Source organism: Oceanicoccus sp. KOV_DT_Chl (assembly GCF_900120175.1).
GTDB lineage: Bacteria > Pseudomonadota > Gammaproteobacteria > Pseudomonadales > Dasaniaceae > Oceanicoccus.
On sequence record NZ_FQLF01000002.1, the window covers coordinates 2,305,508 to 2,322,243 of the forward strand.

Sequence of the window (16,736 nt, forward strand, 5' to 3'; positions counted from 1 at the left end):
CTAATAGGATTTTGATACCCGTCCTGGTTTTGTAATGTAGAGTTTGTTTCTTGCTCTCACCAATCGACCTAGTAGCACTGGTAGCCAGGCAATAGCAACAATAATAAATAGTAAGCCATATTCAGCTACGGGTATCCGCACGATTGCAATCATCGCGCCCCAGTCACCAAAGTAACTGAACACAATGGCGGCAATATAAAGTCCGACTATGCTGCAACGGGTTTTGTTACCTAAGCCAATGCCGTGCATTTGGGTGATAACGAACATGGTTAGAAAACCAAATAAAAACATCCGCCACTGTCCACTCTCTGCCGTCATATAAGCCATCAGTGCACCATGAATCAGCACGAAGGTTTCTAATAATAACGTCCAGTGGCGATTGGTGTGGAACCGGGTAAAGAATAAGCTGCCCTGGAGCATCAGCATGATGGTGTAAAAAGTCCCGAGCAGGTGGCCGACGGTATCTTCAATCGGGTGAAACCAAAAGGTATAGATAATCGCCCAGGCAAAATAGTAGCCGTGGTAGCGTTTGAGAAAACCGGCAGGTTTCTCTACTGCTTCGATGGATTTGCCAAAAAATAAACCGCGGCGTTTGTTTTCCATGATCAGCACAAATATCAGCATGAATACTACTGAGGCTTGTGAGGTCCATACCGGAGTATCTTGTGCTAAACCATCGTACCAGTATTTGGTTTGCCAGATGTGCAGCAGAATAAACAAGGCATTAACGGCAATGGCAGCGATATTGACAGGATTTAAGGTTTTGGAGTATTTAGGGCGCTGCAGCTGGGCATAGGCTATTAAGCCCCAGAGGCTTATCTGGTGGAGTGCGTATAAGCTCCAGACACTAAAGCGTGACCAGAAATCCGGATTCTGCAATTTCCAGTAGTACCAGAATGAGCCCTGATCTGGTGCAAACATGGCCGCATTGCTATAAGGGCCCAGGCTAATAATGATAACCATAAGCACCAGGCAGCCTAGTATTCCTAAATAATGTGTACGGGTCATAGTGTTGGGGTTTATTCGCGAATTTACAGTTGATACGGCAGCGCAGGGTTTTTAGATCAGTATGCCGGCATGCCAGTAATACCGTGCAGTCTGTGAGTCATTTGCTAGACTTGTTGGCACTCAGAGTCGTATCTAATGCGGGAATTCATGTCAGTTGAAGAAAACAATAAGAGTCAGTTAGCCTTTCGTGGCAAGCGACTGGAGCAGGTGTTCTGGTTTGTCGAGGCTATTCTTGGCCTGATCGCCCTTCAGCAGTTTTTTTATGAGGCCAGTGGCTGGGTGCCGGCATTGCTGCTGGTGCTGATGCTATGTCTCCTGAGTGTCTATTTCCTGATTAAGCAGGGCCAGATTGATAAAGCCGCGGTAGTGTTAACAGGGAGTATCACTGTTCTGTGCGTGGTATTTATGTGGACTTTTCAGGGGCTGCGCGATGAAGTGTTAATGGCGTTTCCCGGAGTGCTTATTTTCAGCGGCCTATTAGGCAATAGAAAATTATTTTTCACGCTAACCTTTTTTATTATCGCGAATGTGTTGTTGCTGGGGTACTTCAATTCTCAGGGTTGGTACGTCAATGTAATCTCTACCGCTGACTTTTCCGTAGCTGTGGTGTTATCACTTATCCTGTTGCTAGTGGCCTTTAGTATCTGGCTACTGTCGAGTGATCTGCACAATGTGCTGCAAAAACTATCCAAAGAAAACTTCCGGGTTAAAGAGTCGGAGAAGAAAATTCAGCGATTGGTTCATCATGATGCATTGACCAATTTGCCCAATCGATTATTGGCCAAGGATCGTTTTGAACATGCCTATAAAGCTTCCAAGCGGGAGTCCTCTATGGTGTGTTTGATGTTCCTTGACTTGGATAATTTCAAGGTGATTAATGACTCTTTCGGTCATAGTGCGGGTGATATTTTTTTACAGGAAATAGCATCAAGGCTGCAGTGCTCGGTAAGAGATACCGATACTATCTGCCGTCAGGGGGGGATGAATTTCTGGTTATTCTGGAATCTATTACTGCAGAGCAGCAGATTTCATCAATTGCCGTTAATATTCTGGATAAAGTTAAACAGCCTTTTATTATTGGAGATTCATCAGTTGCTGCGACTGTCTCAATTGGTATTGTCGTCGCGCCGGATGATGGCAGTGATTTTGAAACCTTGTGCAAAAAGGCCGATATAGCGATGTATCACGCCAAGAGTCTGGGGCGTAATAGTTATCATTTTTTCAATGAAGGCATGGAGCTGAATGCAGAAAAAAATATTCGCTTGATTGCAGATTTGCGCAGCGCAATTAATAAAAATCAGTTTGAACTTTTTTACCAGCCAAAAATTAATTTAAGCGATGGCTCTATCATCGGAGCTGAAGCCTTGATCCGTTGGCGGCACCCCGAGCAGGGATTGATATTCCCTCTGGATTTTATTCCGGTAGCTGAATCGTCGGGGATTATTTTTGATATTGGCGAATGGGTTATTCAACAGGCTTGCAGAGATTGCAAATCCTGGTCTGATTTGGGTCTGGCAGGACTGGGCGTAGCGATTAATGTTTCGGCAATGCAATTCAAACGCGGTAATATCGCGTCGGTGATCCATGAAGCCTTAATCAAGAGTGAGCTGCCCGCTGCATCGCTGGAGCTGGAGTTAACGGAGTCAACCTTGATTGATGACTCGAAAACGTTTCGTGCGGTATTATCCAGTCTGCGCTCTTATGGGGTGCAATTTTCCATCGATGATTTTGGTACCGGCTATTCAAATTTAGGATATTTGAAAAAAATGGAAGTGGGTATTTTAAAAATTGATCAGTCTTTTGTGCGGCGTTTGCTGGAAGACACACAGGATAAGGCGATTGTGCTTGCAGTAATCCAAATTGCTAAAAGTTTAAATTTAAAAACTATTGCGGAAGGTGTCGAGCAAGAAGAGTTGATAGCCGTGTTGCGGGAAATGGGTTGTGATTATGGTCAGGGTTATTATTGGTCCAGGCCCGTACCCAACGACGAATTTGTGCAGTATGTGCGACAGCAACGTGCCAGCAATCAGACCTGACTGCGTTGCTCTTTTAGTGCGCTATTATAAAGACGGTATTTCCAAAGGGTCTTCGGCTACTCGAATGACACAGCCACCGGTATGACCGCCGGTAAATAAACTGCCTAAAGCGATGGGTGCGCTTTCAAGTCCTTCAAATACATCGTCCACCAATTTTAACTTACCTTCGCTATACCATTGCCGCAGTTTAATTTCGAATTCTGGCCAGCGCGGCACATAATCAAATACGAAAAAACCCTCCATACGCGAGCGCTTGTACAGCAAATTAAAGTAATGTTTAGGGCCGTCGGGGCGCGGGTTTAAATATTCGGTTGAAATCATACCGCAGATAACCACGCGGGCACCCACGGCTATATTTTGTAAAGCTGCATCCAGCATATCGCCACCGACATTGTCGAGATAAACGTCGGCGCCATCGGGACAGTGGCTGGCGATGGCGGTGACCAAGTCTTCGCTTTTATAATCGATGGCGGCATCGCACAGTCCTTGTTCGAGCAGCCACTGGCATTTTTCTTTGCCGCCTGCAATGCCAACAACTTTGGCCGCGCCTTGAATTCGTGCCAACTGACAGGCAACGGAGCCAACACCGCCCGCAGCTGATGAAATCAGTACTACATCACCGGGTTTCACCTGACCAATTTCGATAATGCCGACATAGGCGCTGAAGGCCAGCTGGCCGAACAAGCCCATGATGGTTGTTAGTGGTCGCACAGGCTGATCCACTTTTTGAACGGTGCGTACATTTTTACCGGTGTCGGTTTTGTCATCAGGGGTGAGTGCTACATATTGCTGCCAGCCTAGTGTGGCTTGAATAATATCGCCGCTTTTGAAATCGGGGTGTTTGGATTCCAGTACCAGGCCGACACCGCGGCCGCTCATTACTTCGCCGATTTCTACTGCAATGTGAAAGGTGCGTTGCTCGGTAACGTACATACGTTGGGCGGGACTGGTGCCAAGTAATAAGGTCTGCACCAGTATTTGCTGGTCGCCAATAGTCGGCATCGGCGAGCTAACCATTTCATAATGTTGCTCACCAAGCACTTCATCTGCCTGTACAAATTGCTTTAACAGCCACTGTTTATTCTCTGCCGGTTTATTCAATTTCGCTGGCTTCCTGTAAACAGTTCAACATGGAATTTTCCCGGCAAAAGTCTTTATGGCGAACCGGATCCTGAGTAATTTCAATCATTGCCTGGATTTGTTTGCGGGAGGATTCAGGATCTTTATTTTCCAGCATTTCTTTATTACGTATAGATTGTCGCTGCACAAATTTAGTGGCGATAGTACGACGCTGGCGGTCGTATAAATCAAAGGCGTCTTCACTGACTTCACCGCGTAAAAACGCTACCATTTTTTCTGCCAGATTATAAGCGTCGTGGATGCCGCCGTTCATGCCCATGCCGCCTAGCGGGTTATTGATGTGGGCAGCGTCACCGGCCAAAAACACCCGGCCTTTGTGGTAGGTTTCGGCAACGCGCTGGTGTACCGGGTATAAAGTGCGATGGCCAATTTCGTAGCGGCCTTTTTTCGGCACCAGGCTTTGTAGTGTTTTTTCCAGATAGTCATCCGACATTAATTCTTCCGGGTCGGCGGCGGGGTCGGTAGGTACCAGAATGCGCCAAAGTGGGCGGCAATGCAGCGCCAAAAACCATTGTTCCGGGTCGGCAAAATAACTGACCGGTGCCAGGTTTGGAATGTGTTCATCTAACGCATAAGGTGTGCTGGCAATCAGAAAGCGCTCCGGGAAAGTAAAGCCCTGGTAAGCGATACCTGAACTGACGCGAATATTAGAGCTGGCGCCGTCAGTGCCAATGACGTAGGGCGCACGAAATTCTTTGGTGCCTTCGGGGGTGCGTGTTTTTACCATTACCCAATCGTCGCTTTGCCAGACCGTTTCTACTACGGTATTAAATTGAATGTCGGCATCAGGCAGGGTTTCAAGCATTACCTGAGCGATTTTGGTCATGCGATATTGCTCGACCTGCACACGGTAGGGGTGATTGGTGTCGCCAGCGAGGGTACCTAGATCAAACTCTGCGCACAGATCGCTGCGTCGGTCGCGATACTGGTAGCGAGGGACTTTTAAGCCGGTAGCTACTAACGGTTGGCCAATGCCGAGGTTATCCATCATATCCAGAGTGGGTGGGTGCCAGGTAGAAGCGCGCAGGGTAAGCGGCATTTGTGGCTCGCTTTCAAGGATGCGCACCGGAATACCTTGCTGTGCTAAATACAATGCGAAGGTACAGCCTACAGGGCCTGCACCGGCCACGATAATAGGATTCTCTTTAGAAACTTCCATAGTGCTACCTGAAGAATTTTACGGCGGCATGACGTTGCCGCTATCAGAGTAGCTACACTAACAAAGGCGTAAATTGAAGCCAATAGAGCTGCGTCGGATTAACCATATTTTACTTTTCTTTACAGCAACTTGGCAGCGATCTACGAGCACTATGCGGTACTATATTGGCCGTTATAGCTGGCCAAAAATTGCTGCCGGTGACAAATAAGCATAGTGAATCTGGTCGCTCTTTAAAGCACAAATGTAGAGGTTTGATGATGGAATTTTTGCTGGCCCACGAGCTGGGTACGTTGCGTTGGTTACATATCATTGCCATGGTTTATTGGTTGGGTGGAGAATGGGGGGTCTTTCAAACGTCATTTAATGTGGTTAATCCGCAAGTGTCACTGGATGAACGTAAAAGGCATTTGGAGACGGCCTACCGAATTGATATTTTAGCTCGTACCGGCATTATTTTGTTATTGCCGCTAGGTTTGCACATGGGCTATTTGTGGGGTGTACAGCCTTATGGCGGCATTTGGTTGACTGCCATGTGGATCGCGTTTATTCCCTGGTTTTTATTGTGTTGGTCTGCCTTTTATTTTCGTGAAACTGATCGCGGCATTAAGTTGACCAAAATGGACGAAAAAATTCGCTGGGTGGTTATTCCATTATTAATGATTTCCGCGGTTTCTTCGTTGCTGGGTTATGGTCCTTTTAATGCAGGAACTATGCAGAAATGGTATTCGATTAAAATTTTCTTATACGGTGGTACTTTAATTATCGGCTTGCATCTACGCTACGTTATGCGTGAGTGGACGGTGATGTTCCGTCGCTTGGTGACTGAGCCCGAAAACAAAGCAGAAATCGAAGCCGTGCTGGACCGTTCTATTCGTATTACTCGCCGCGAAGCGTATTTTTATTGGATTATAATTATGTCGATTGCCTTTTTGTGTGCGACTAAGCCGCTGTAATTTCGACTAGCTAGCGCGCAGTAACGATGCGATTTTTTAGCAGCGAGTAATGAGCCGCAATAAGATCTGTTGGCTGATTACTCGTTTTATCTTTTATAGGATGCGCGGAAAAATATCGGACCTAGTCGCTAAGTTGCAATCAATAACATTGTTTGTAATAGAACTATTATCAGAACTGATGCTATGACATTATTATTTTTTACAGTGCTTATCGATCTCATCGGTTTTGGAATTATCATTCCTATATTGCCTTTTATGGCACCGCAGTTAGGTGCCAGTTACACCGACGTATTTATGATTACTGCGATTTATTCATTGTGTACTGCTGTGATCAATCCGTTTTGGGGAAAAATGAGTGATCGTTTTGGCCGCAAGCCGGTGCTGCTGGTTTGCTTGGGTGGGGCCTGTGTTTCTTATTTGATGTTAGCGTTTTGCACTACCTTGATTGCGGTGTATCTGGTACGTGCTTTTGCAGGATTGATGGCGGGTAATTTTGGTGTAGCTTCGGCGATGGTAGCGGATATGACCGACGCTGAGAATCGTGCCAAAGGTATGGGCATGATTGGTGCTGCGTTTGGTTTGGGCATGACTATTGGGCCAGGCTTGGGTGGTGTGTTATCCGGGGTGGAAGCAAATTTTGTTATCCCTTCGTTTGTTGCTGCAGGATTATCATTTGTAGCGATGCTATGTGGCATGTTTTTTTTGAAAGAATCCCTGGATGTGGAGAGTCGTGCTGAGAACGCCAGACACAGCAAAGCCAATCCATTATCCATTTTAGGAATGCTGCGACAAACCGGCAATATGTTATTGGTATTACAATATTTATTATTGAATAGCTGCGTGAGTTTAATGACGGTGATGTTTCCGATTTGGACCGGGGCGCTATTGGGTTGGACGCCGGTAGAAGTGGGTTACACGCTGGTGGTGCAGGGTTTTATTATGGCCTTGATGCAGGGAACTTTAATTGGTCCGTTATCAAAATTTTTCGGTGAGCTACGGTTTTTATTAATGGGGATTGGTCTGTTAGTGGTGGGGACATTATTGGCGTCGCAAGCCATGACGGTATCTACTATTGTGATTTCGTTTTTTGTATCTCTTACCGGGGCTACTTTTTGTACGCCAGTGATGAACTCTATTACCACCAAACGCACACCGCCGCAGCTGCGCGGTAGAATGTTGGGCTTAACATCTTCGATGGGGGCCATGGGACGAGTGGTGGGTCCGGCAGTAGGTGCCCTAATGATGAAGTTTTCAGGATTTGAAGCCGCTTGGTTATTTGCAGCTACGGTAGCTGTTTTATACGGCGCGTGGGCATTTAGCCAGTTGCGACGCTACGGTATCAACGTCAAAGATATTGCAGAGCAAACCTAGCTCTGCGCCATCGATCGTTGGTGATTAGGTGTTATTTGATAAAATAATTAACAGTTTGAGGAATCGTTGAATGCCAGACTTCCATCGTCATGTTGAACAATACAAAGTCTTAATTGCGCAGCGACAATATGACCAAGCTTGCCATTATTTTATTGAGCACCTGGACAAGCCAACAGTGCAAGGTATCGGTGAGCCATGTTTGATGCGCGCCAGTTTACTGGAAATGCTATTTCCCGATGGCGTTGAAAATGAAACCGGATTAACTGAGCCTGCCAATAATATTTTTGTGCTGGCAGCATTGCCAATCACCTATGGTCTGACCGGGGGTTATCCGGGCAAGGCGGTGCCTTTATATGAGCGTCATGCCAAAATTTGTAAGCAGCAAAATGCAATGGAGTCGTTGGCGGAAGCCATGGGAAATCACTCCAAAGCGTTGCGCCAAACCGGCCGTTTTCGGGAAGCAGAAATAATTGCGTTAAAAGGTTTGGAATTACAACGCAGTGTCGGCAAACGAATGAAGGAAGCGGTAAATTTATATTGGGTGGGAACGGGCTTTGCACATCGCGGCGTGAGTGATGGCAGACCGTTTGCTGCTATGGATCGTTCCATTCGTATTTTTCAGAAATTGTTGGCGGATCAATCGGAGGCGGTGACCAATACTTTTAAGGGGCAGTCAGCGATTTGGTTTGGCAATTACGATGAAGCAGAAATTTATCACACCAGAGCCTGGGAATTGAGTAAAGCTCGCGAGGGTACCGACTTTGCGGATCAGCAAACCGTCACCAAAGTGTTGTCAGCCAGTTCGCGTATGTTGGGTGAAATTGAAATGCTGCGGGGCAATTATGCGAAAGCGCTGGAGTGGTTAGAGATTACAGAAGTGCATACTGCCAATATGGATTTTGGCGAAGAGATATTGCCGCACTACCGCGTAATGGCGGAGTTGGAGCGTCGTCAGGGGAACTTTGATGTTGCTCGTGAGTGGCTGGCCAAAAGTTGGGCGCGGGCAGAGCGTGGCCCTTACCGTTTATATAACGTTGACTCTTATAATATTTTGGCTGAGTTGGAAGACAGTTGTGGTAATAAGGCGGCGGCAATTGACGCGGCGCAAACCGCTTATCAATTGGCGTGGTGTGATGGCCCGCCATACGCCTACCAGCGTGGCCTGGACGATGCAGCCGCTAAACTTGCTTCATTGGGCGGTACACTCCCAACGATGCCTGCCTATAACGAGGCGGCCTTTGAGCCGGTACCGGATGTATTAATTAATCCGCAAGATGAATATTTTGAGTAAGGTTGGTTGCTAACAAACTGTTTTACAGAAAAGACTTGGATTAAGTGACTGGCCAGGCTGAGTTATCGCCCTAGGCTGGCCAGCTCGCGATCCAATAAATCGGCATCACCCAGATTGAGTTCCACCAATCGACGCAAATGAATAATGCTGTCGATATCAATATGTTCGCATTCGAAACCAATTTGGCCGGCGACATCATGGCGCCAGTTGATGCTCATATTGATAAATGCGTCTTCATCGAGTGTGATGTGAGCGTCAACCAGTTGCGTGATGTCGGCGTCCCAGTTTTGCGGTTTCTCGACTAACAATCCTTTTAGTGACAAATCAATCAGCTTTGCTGGCCATCGTTTTTCGCCTTGCGACAAGGTGATGCTGCAGTCAAAAGTAATGCGGCTGAAAACTCTGCGCTCTTCATTGGGATCGGTCATCTAACGGGTCCTTCTGCCTTCCGGATTACCCCTGCGGTAAAGGCTTATAACGGCAGGGGGAGTGTTCACTATAGCAGTTTTACTTGAGTTTTTTGTAGCGGACGCGCTGGGGCAGGGCGTTTTCCCCTTTGCGGGCGACAAAATCCTCATGGTATTCAGTGTAGTTGCCTTCGAAGAAAACGACTTCACTATCACCCTCATAAGCCAGAATGTGGGTACAGATACGATCCAGAAACCAGCGATCGTGGGATATGACCATGGCGCAACCAGGGAAGCTGAGTAAGGCTTCTTCCAGTGCCCGCAGGGTTTCTACATCCAGATCGTTGGAGGGCTCGTCTAACAGTAGCACATTGCCACCTTGCTTCAGGGTGCAGGCGAGCTGCAAGCGCCCGCGTTCACCGCCGGAGAGGTCGCCCACCCGTTTTTGTTGGTCGGCGCCTTTAAAGTTGAAGCGGCCGCAGTAGGCGCGGGAGGCGATTTCGTAGCCGCCAATTTGCAACATATCGTGACCGCCCGAGATAGCTTCCCACACCGACTTGCTGTCATCCAGTTCATCGCGCAGTTGTTCGACATGGACCAGATCGACAGTTTCGCCTAGCTCGATTGAGCCGGCATCGGGCTGTTCCATGCCAGCAATGATTTTAAACAAGGTGGATTTACCGGCACCGTTGCCGCCGATAATACCGACGATAGCGCCTTTGGGAACGCTGAAGCTGAGATCCTGATACAGCATTTGCTCACCAAAGGACTTGCTGATGCCATTCACTTCAATGACTTTGTCACCGAGCCGTTGGCCTGGTGGGATATAAATTTCGTTGGTCTCGGCGCGGCTCTGAAAGTCCTGCGATTGCAGTTCGTCAAAGCGAGCCAGGCGCGCTTTGTTTTTAGCGCGACGGCCTTTAGGATTTTGTCGCACCCACTCCAATTCCGATTTGACGGTTTTTTGATGAGAGGCTTCTTGTTTGGATTCCTGCGCCAGCCGTATTTCCTTTTTCTCCAGCCAGTCACTGTAGTTGCCTTCATAAGGAATGCCGCGGCCGCGGTCCAATTCCAGAATCCAGCCCGCGGCGTTATCTAAAAAGTAGCGGTCGTGGGTGATGGCTACTACAGTGCCGGGGTATTCACAGAGAAATTGTTCCAGCCAGTGTACGGATTCCGCATCAAGGTGGTTGGTGGGCTCATCCAGCAATAGCATGTCAGGGTTGGACAATAGCAAGCGGCATAAGGCCACACGTCGGCGTTCACCCCCGGACAGCTTGGTGACATCAGCATCCCATGGTGGTAGTCGTAGTGCGTCGGCGGCGACTTCCAGTTTGTGGTCGAGATTTTCTGAGCCCGCGGCCTGAATAATATTTTCCAATTCTTGCTGGCGCTTGCCCAGCGCGTCGTAATCCGCGTCAGGTTCGGCATAGGCGGCGAATACTTCTTCCAGTTCTTTCTGGGCGGTCACCACATCGCCCAGGCCGTCTTCGACGTTGCCGCGCACATCTTTATTGGGATCCAGTTCCGGCTCCTGGGATAAGTAGCCAACGTTGATACCTGCTTGTGCGCGAGCCTCTCCTTCAAATTCGGTATCAACCCCCGCCATAATTTTTAGCAATGTTGATTTGCCCGCACCGTTTAAACCCAGCACGCCAATCTTGGCACCGGGGAAAAAGGACAGTGAGATATCTTTGAGAATTTGACGTTTGGGTGGAACAATTTTGCCGACCCGATTCATGGTGTACACATACTGTGCCATAGAATTTTTATCCTAACAGGTATTGAAGAAATTGGCTGAAAGTTACCGGATGGACTGGTTAATGTCGAGTGCTTAATCGTTTGGTGCAGGAGCGGAACTTTGCTGCTTGGCAGTGCAAGTGGTGACAATCAGGTTCTATAGATAATGAATGCTGCTGTCCTTTGTGCTGTAAATTTTATTGCAATTGCGGCCTGCGGCCTTGGCTTGATAGAGTGCTTGATCGGCATGTTGGATCAGCGTTTTAGCTGTTTGCTGAAACAGTGTTTCGGTGGCGATGCCGGCGCTAATAGTGACGGTGTTGATTTGCGGCAATAGGCTGCCGGCGTGTTCGATAGCAGCGTCATTGACTATTTGTCTGAGCGTATTGGCGGCTAACTGTGCTTCGCGATTGTCAGTATTGCTGAGAATAACGACAAACTCTTCACCGCCATAGCGCGCGACTAAATCACCTGGCCGTCTGGCCGTATTGCTTTGGTGTAGGAGTTGCGCAATGTGCTGCAAACACTCATCGCCCGTTGATGACCGTAGTGATCGTTATATTGTTTAAAGTAATCCACATCAATCATGATGAGCGAAAGCGGCTGCTTCATGCGCTTGGCGCGCAGCCATTCACTGGCCAGATGTTGATCAAAGCGGCGCCGATTGGGAATGTTGGTAAGGCCATCGGTATCGGCTACTTGTTCCAGTTTTAGCTGCGCAGATAGTAATTCAGCCGTACGCTGCTGGACCTGTGTTTCCAGCTGTAGCCGCCCGGCTAGCATTTGTTTTTCGTTTTTTTTCTGGGCGCGCATGAGTTTATAAGTGAGTAGTAAAGAGACCAGTACGACGGTAATCATGAGCACAATGATGATAATCCGGGTTTGATAAAAGTCGTGTAGAGCTTCTGCCTGATCGATCTCGGTAGCCAGTCCGATACCCAGTTCCTGATCCCACATCCAACTACCTAGCACCCAAATACCCCGGTAATCCCGGTAACCCATAATGTCGGTATCGTTAATGTTTTGGCTAGCACTTTTGGCCATAGCTGTGAGGGGCAGCCCTTCATTAGATTGCAGTTCTCTATTTTTTTGGGTCAAATTCAGGCCGGGGTCCGCAACGCGCAGGCCAATACTGGTTTGCTGCTGTTTGCCCAATAAACCAATCTTCCGCAGTGTGGGAGTAAAGCGGCTATTGCTAAGCATATAACCTTCGACATTAATGGCATAAGTTTCGCCGGAGTTACCTAGCCTGCCTAGCTGGGTAATATAAGTCAGGTCTTTACCGAGATTAATTTGAAATAGCAGCAGTGCGATGGTGTTGCCTTGTTGGTCGGTAATAGGTGAGGCCAAAAATTGTTGCGGCTGTTGGTTGATCATCACCGGGTGGATAAAGCGTGTTTCTCCGCTAATGACCTGTTCTAACTGGGTTGGTTTTAATGTTGCGAGTGGGTGGCGTTGGCCAAGCTGTAGGTTTTGTATCGCAGCGATAATATTGAAGTCGGTATCCAGCAAGAAAAAACCACTGTCTTCATTACGGCTTAAAGCTGGCAGCAGGAGTCCACGTAGCGCATCAAGTTGGCTGGGTCGATTGGCGGTATCAGCCAGTAATTGTTGGGCCATGTCAGTGAGTTGCACTGACTGAGAGAGCGTTTGCTGGTATTCGATGCGTCTTGCGGCCCAGCGTTGAATAGCATCATGGTTGGTTTGTAGAACGGTTTGCAACGCGTCGCCAGCGGAGTAGCGAGTATTCATTTCAATTTGACCCAAGGCAGCCTTATAAATGATGGCAGCAATGACTAATAATATCAGCCCGGTACGCACTAGTGGTCGCCATGCAGGCGAGGAAATTGGGTCGGTAACCTTCGGTGTGCTGGTCATGGCAGGAGTAACCAAGCGAGGTGTGTCCTGACAGTATAGATGAAGTTGGCGGCGGGCTGGGTGTTTTTTAGGCTATTGAGCAGTTGATATTGGGCACTTATGCCCGGGTATCGATATTTTGTCCCATCGCCTGCATGGCTTCAAAATTGGATTTGTAGCGCTCGGTGATAGAGTCCATTGTGGTTCTATTATTGAGTAGTTGCGGTTGCTGTATTGAATTTACCGGTCTGGGCATTTCGCGGTTCGCCAGTGGTGTTTCTGTTACACCTTCGGTGATACTGTCCTGATCGACTTGCTTGGCTCGCTCCAGCAAATCCCTGGCGCTGCTCTGCTGTTGTTTGTTGCTGTGATTTTTGTCTACCAGTTGTTGAGCGATAGAGGTACTTGAAGAGTTGATCACCATAAATGTCAGGCCATAGTCTAAAGTGGCCGGCAATAAGCCGGCAGCTTGCTCATAGAGCGCGATCGTTGAGAATTTGAATGTATATCGCCGCTGTGGAGGTGACGACGGTGGCTATTTTAATGGCCAAATTTTTTCCGTCCAATAAATTTTTATGCAGGATTTTCAGTTATTTATAGCTGAAAGTTTGTTGTTTGATCGTTCTGTAAACAGTTGTGTATGACGGCTGATTGGGCGAAAGCCAAGTCGCTGGGTCAACTGTAATTCAGCCCTTGAAGTGGAGATTAGCTGGCAGCAATATCGCGCTAAATAGAGCTGCCTAAATTGAGCCAATAATGTACAATGCGCGGCTTTCTAAAAAGCCGTTATTGCGGCCACGATGATAGGGGTTGCCCATGTTTACAAAAGATATGCAAATTGAAGGATTTGATGATGAGATTTTTTCCGCCATCGGTGAAGAGAATCTGCGTCAGGAACAGCATATCGAGCTGATCGCTTCTGAGAATTACACCAGCCCCAGAGTAATGCAGGCTCAGGGTACCTCAATGACCAACAAGTATGCCGAAGGTTATCCCGGCAAGCGTTATTACGGTGGTTGTGAGTATGTCGATAAAGCAGAAAATCTGGCGATTGAACGGGTAAAAGCCTTGTTTGGTGCCGATTACGCCAATGTCCAGCCTCACTCAGGCTCACAGGCAAACTCGGCAGTGTATTTGGCCTTATTGCAAGCGGGCGACACCGTTCTGGGCATGAGCCTGGATGCGGGTGGCCATTTAACTCACGGTGCCAAGCCTAACTTTTCGGGCAAGGTGTATAACTCGGTTCAATACGGTTTGGATGCGGACACCGGCATGATCGATTATGCGCAGGTTGAGGCGCTGGCCTTAGAGCACAAGCCAAAAATGATTGTGGCTGGTTTCTCTGCCTATTCCGGTATTGTCGATTGGGCAAAATTCCGTGAAATCGCCGATAAAGTCGGTGCTTATTTAATGGTGGATATGGCGCACGTTGCCGGCTTGGTTGCGGCGGGGTTATACCCCAACCCAGTGCCATTCGCTGACGTGGTGACCTCGACTACACACAAAACCTTACGTGGTCCTCGCGGCGGTATTATTCTGGCCAAACATAATGAAGCGCTGGAAAAGAAATTTAACTCGGCAGTGTTTCCCGGTGGTCAAGGTGGTCCATTAATGCATGTGATTGCGGCCAAAGCGGTCAGTTTCAAAGAGGCAGCCACACCAGAATTTAAAGCCTATCAGCAGCAGGTGGTGGATAACGCCAAAGTAATGGCTGCGACCTTTATTGAGCGCGGTATTAAAATCGTATCGGGTGGGACTGAAAACCATTTGATGCTGGTTGACCTGATCGGTAAAGAATATACCGGTAAAGATGCTGATGCGGCTTTAGGTGAAGCCTTTATCACCGTCAACAAAAACGCGGTGCCTAATGATCCACGCTCGCCGTTTGTAACGTCCGGTTTACGGGTAGGTACCCCCGCTATCACTACGCGTGGTTTCGGTATCGAAGAAACCCGTGAATTGACCCATTGGATGTGCGATGTGCTGGATAGTCTGGAAAATGGCACTAGTGCTGAGGTGATTCCTGCGGTGAAGGCGAAAGTGCTGGAAATCTGCGCGCGTTTCCCTGTTTATAAGTAGTTGATGCTTGCTTGTCGGGCGGTTGGGTGTCAGCTGCCCGGCACTAAAGCTGCTACACTTCAGCCCATAATTAGCTCCATGAAAAGGCCACGGTATGCGCTGTCCGTTTTGTTCCTATGATGATACTAAAGTAATTGACTCTCGGTTGGTCGCCGAGGGCGGACAGGTTCGTCGTCGTCGAGAATGTCTCGACTGTGCCGAACGTTTCACCACCTATGAAAGTGCTGAGCTGTTGATGCCAAGAATCATTAAGCAAAACGGTAATCGTGAACCTTATGACGCCGAGAAAATGCGCGCCGGGTTATTGCGGGCGCTGGAGAAACGTCCAGTCAGCGTGGAAAAAATTGAGGCGGTTGTCAGCCAAATTGAACATGCTTTGCAAGCTGCTGGTGAGCGCGAAGTCGCGTCAATGGCCGTCGGTGAGAGAGTGATGGAGCATCTCAAACAGTTGGATCAAGTGGCTTTTGTACGCTTTGCGTCGGTGTACCGTGATTTTAAAGATCTCAACGAATTCCGCGATGAAATCGATCGTTTGTCGAAAGAACCGCAAACCGACAAAGGTTGAGCAGCTATGACTGACCAGCAGTATATGCAGCTAGCTATCGACTTGGCTCAGCAAGGTTTATACACCACTGCACCCAACCCCAGAGTAGGTTGCGTGTTGGTCAAAGACGAAAAAATTATTGGTCAGGGTTACCATCTACGTGCAGGCGCAGGTCATGCAGAAGTGAATGCAATTGCCGATGCCGGTCATCAAGCGACAGGCGCTACCGCTTATGTGACGTTGGAGCCCTGTAGCCATACCGGTAAAACACCACCGTGCTGTGAGGCATTAATTGCCGCTAAAGTGGCTAGAGTGGTGATTGCTATGACCGACCCTAATCCATTGGTTTCGGGTCGCGGAATTGCTGCTTTACAGCAGGCGGGTATAACCGTGACGACTGGGGTGTTAACCGACCAGGCGAAGGCGTTAAACCCGGGTTTTGTAAAGCGTATGGAAAGTGGCTTGCCATGGCTGCGAGTGAAAATGGCGATGAGTGTGGATGGCCGCACCGCCATGGCATCAGGTGAAAGCCAGTGGATTACCGGTACGGATGCGCGCAGTGATGTGCAGCGCTGGCGTGCCCGTAGCTGTGCCATGATCAGCTCGGTGGATACAGTGATGATGGATAATGCCTCGCTAACAGTCCGTGCTGATGAATTGGGCATTAATCCTGAACTGGCACTATTGGCAGCCGAGCAACAACCCTTAAGAGTGGTGTTGGATTCCCAGCTGCGTTTGTCGCCGCAAGCAAAAATTTTACGTCAGCCTGGGCATACCGTGGTGGTAGCTGCCGTTGAAAATGCAGCAGCACGAGCGGCATTAGAACAAGCTGGCGCCGAAGTGATGATTGTTGCTGGCGCCAATGGCAGAGTAGATTTGCCTGAGTTGCTGCGAGTGCTGGCCGAAGGCGAATGCAACGAAGTGATGGTTGAAGCGGGTGCGGTGTTGGCCGGGGCATTTGCGCAAGCGGGCCTGGTTGATCAGTACCATATTTATATGGCACCGACATTTTTGGGCAGTGATGCCAGGCCGCTATTGGATTGGCCATTAGACACCATGGCGCAACAGCAGTGCTTGATTATTGATGCTATCACGCCGGTCGGAAACGATTGGCGGATAGATGCAAGGCCGGCGTGATAAGGCCGCCAACT

General features: G+C 48.5%; 13 protein-coding genes and 2 pseudogenes. 8 read left to right on the plus strand and 7 right to left on the minus strand.

What is annotated here, in order from left to right; genetic code table 11:
- The gene (locus tag UNITIG_RS14660) at positions 1-963 is read right to left on the minus strand and encodes a hypothetical protein (protein ID WP_235015401.1); all 963 of its coding nucleotides are present in this window, start codon (positions 961-963) and stop codon (positions 1-3) included.
- 486 nt (positions 964-1,449) lie between these two features.
- Here UNITIG_RS14660 and UNITIG_RS14665 point away from each other — a divergent pair.
- Both UNITIG_RS14665 and UNITIG_RS14670 read left to right on the plus strand, forming a co-directional pair.
- Positions 1,450-2,165, plus strand: a pseudogene (locus tag UNITIG_RS14665) (diguanylate cyclase domain-containing protein); the annotation flags it as partial.
- A 21-nt stretch (positions 2,166-2,186) separates the two neighbouring features.
- Positions 2,187-3,044, plus strand: a complete 858-nt coding sequence (locus tag UNITIG_RS14670) for a bifunctional diguanylate cyclase/phosphodiesterase (RefSeq protein WP_101759057.1) — start codon at positions 2,187-2,189, stop codon at positions 3,042-3,044.
- 24 nt (positions 3,045-3,068) lie between these two features.
- On the opposite strand, the gene UNITIG_RS14675 is transcribed toward UNITIG_RS14670, so the two are convergent.
- Both UNITIG_RS14675 and UNITIG_RS14680 read right to left on the minus strand, forming a co-directional pair.
- Positions 3,069-4,145 (minus strand): NADP-dependent oxidoreductase, encoded by a 1,077-nt coding sequence (locus UNITIG_RS14675; RefSeq protein ID WP_101759058.1) that lies wholly within the window; start codon positions 4,143-4,145, stop codon positions 3,069-3,071.
- A complete protein-coding gene (locus UNITIG_RS14680) occupies positions 4,138-5,343 on the minus strand; it encodes an NAD(P)/FAD-dependent oxidoreductase (RefSeq protein WP_101759059.1) in 1,206 nt (401 codons plus the stop codon). The genes UNITIG_RS14675 and UNITIG_RS14680 overlap by 8 nt, the downstream gene beginning before the upstream one ends.
- A 254-nt stretch (positions 5,344-5,597) precedes the next feature.
- Between UNITIG_RS14680 and UNITIG_RS14685 the strand changes: the two genes are divergently transcribed.
- The 3 genes from UNITIG_RS14685 (at position 5,598) to UNITIG_RS14695 (ending at position 8,958) form a co-directional block, all read left to right on the plus strand.
- Positions 5,598-6,296, plus strand: coding sequence for a hypothetical protein (locus tag UNITIG_RS14685; RefSeq protein WP_200821303.1), 699 nt, complete (start codon positions 5,598-5,600; stop codon positions 6,294-6,296).
- A 183-nt stretch (positions 6,297-6,479) separates the two neighbouring features.
- Positions 6,480-7,667 (plus strand): MFS transporter, encoded by a 1,188-nt coding sequence (locus UNITIG_RS14690; protein ID WP_101759060.1) that lies wholly within the window; start codon positions 6,480-6,482, stop codon positions 7,665-7,667.
- Between the two features lie 70 nt (positions 7,668-7,737).
- The gene (locus tag UNITIG_RS14695; protein ID WP_101759061.1) at positions 7,738-8,958 is read left to right on the plus strand and encodes a lipopolysaccharide assembly protein LapB; all 1,221 of its coding nucleotides are present in this window, start codon (positions 7,738-7,740) and stop codon (positions 8,956-8,958) included.
- Between the two features lie 62 nt (positions 8,959-9,020).
- On the opposite strand, the gene UNITIG_RS14700 is transcribed toward UNITIG_RS14695, so the two are convergent.
- The 4 genes and pseudogenes from UNITIG_RS14700 to UNITIG_RS14720 form a co-directional block, all read right to left on the minus strand.
- Positions 9,021-9,386, minus strand: coding sequence for a PilZ domain-containing protein (locus UNITIG_RS14700; protein ID WP_101759062.1), 366 nt, complete (start codon positions 9,384-9,386; stop codon positions 9,021-9,023).
- Between the two features lie 79 nt (positions 9,387-9,465).
- Positions 9,466-11,127 (minus strand): energy-dependent translational throttle protein EttA, encoded by a 1,662-nt coding sequence (ettA, locus tag UNITIG_RS14705; RefSeq protein ID WP_101759063.1) that lies wholly within the window; start codon positions 11,125-11,127, stop codon positions 9,466-9,468.
- 135 nt (positions 11,128-11,262) lie between these two features.
- Positions 11,263-12,983, minus strand: a pseudogene (locus tag UNITIG_RS14715) (GGDEF domain-containing protein).
- Positions 12,984-13,080: 97 nt separating this feature from the next.
- On the minus strand, positions 13,081-13,419 hold the full coding sequence (locus UNITIG_RS14720) for a hypothetical protein (RefSeq protein ID WP_101759066.1): 339 nt from the start codon (positions 13,417-13,419) through the stop codon (positions 13,081-13,083).
- Between the two features lie 359 nt (positions 13,420-13,778).
- Here UNITIG_RS14720 and glyA point away from each other — a divergent pair, with 359 nt between their 5' ends.
- The 3 genes from glyA (at position 13,779) to ribD (ending at position 16,722) form a co-directional block, all read left to right on the plus strand.
- The gene (glyA, locus tag UNITIG_RS14725) at positions 13,779-15,041 is read left to right on the plus strand and encodes a serine hydroxymethyltransferase (protein ID WP_101759067.1); all 1,263 of its coding nucleotides are present in this window, start codon (positions 13,779-13,781) and stop codon (positions 15,039-15,041) included.
- 94 nt (positions 15,042-15,135) lie between these two features.
- Complete coding sequence (gene nrdR / locus UNITIG_RS14730; protein ID WP_101759068.1) at positions 15,136-15,606, plus strand: transcriptional regulator NrdR; 471 nt, start codon at positions 15,136-15,138, stop codon at positions 15,604-15,606.
- 6 nt (positions 15,607-15,612) lie between these two features.
- A complete protein-coding gene (gene ribD / locus UNITIG_RS14735; RefSeq protein WP_101759069.1) occupies positions 15,613-16,722 on the plus strand; it encodes a bifunctional diaminohydroxyphosphoribosylaminopyrimidine deaminase/5-amino-6-(5-phosphoribosylamino)uracil reductase RibD in 1,110 nt (369 codons plus the stop codon).
- The last annotated feature ends 14 nt before the right edge of the window (positions 16,723-16,736 follow it).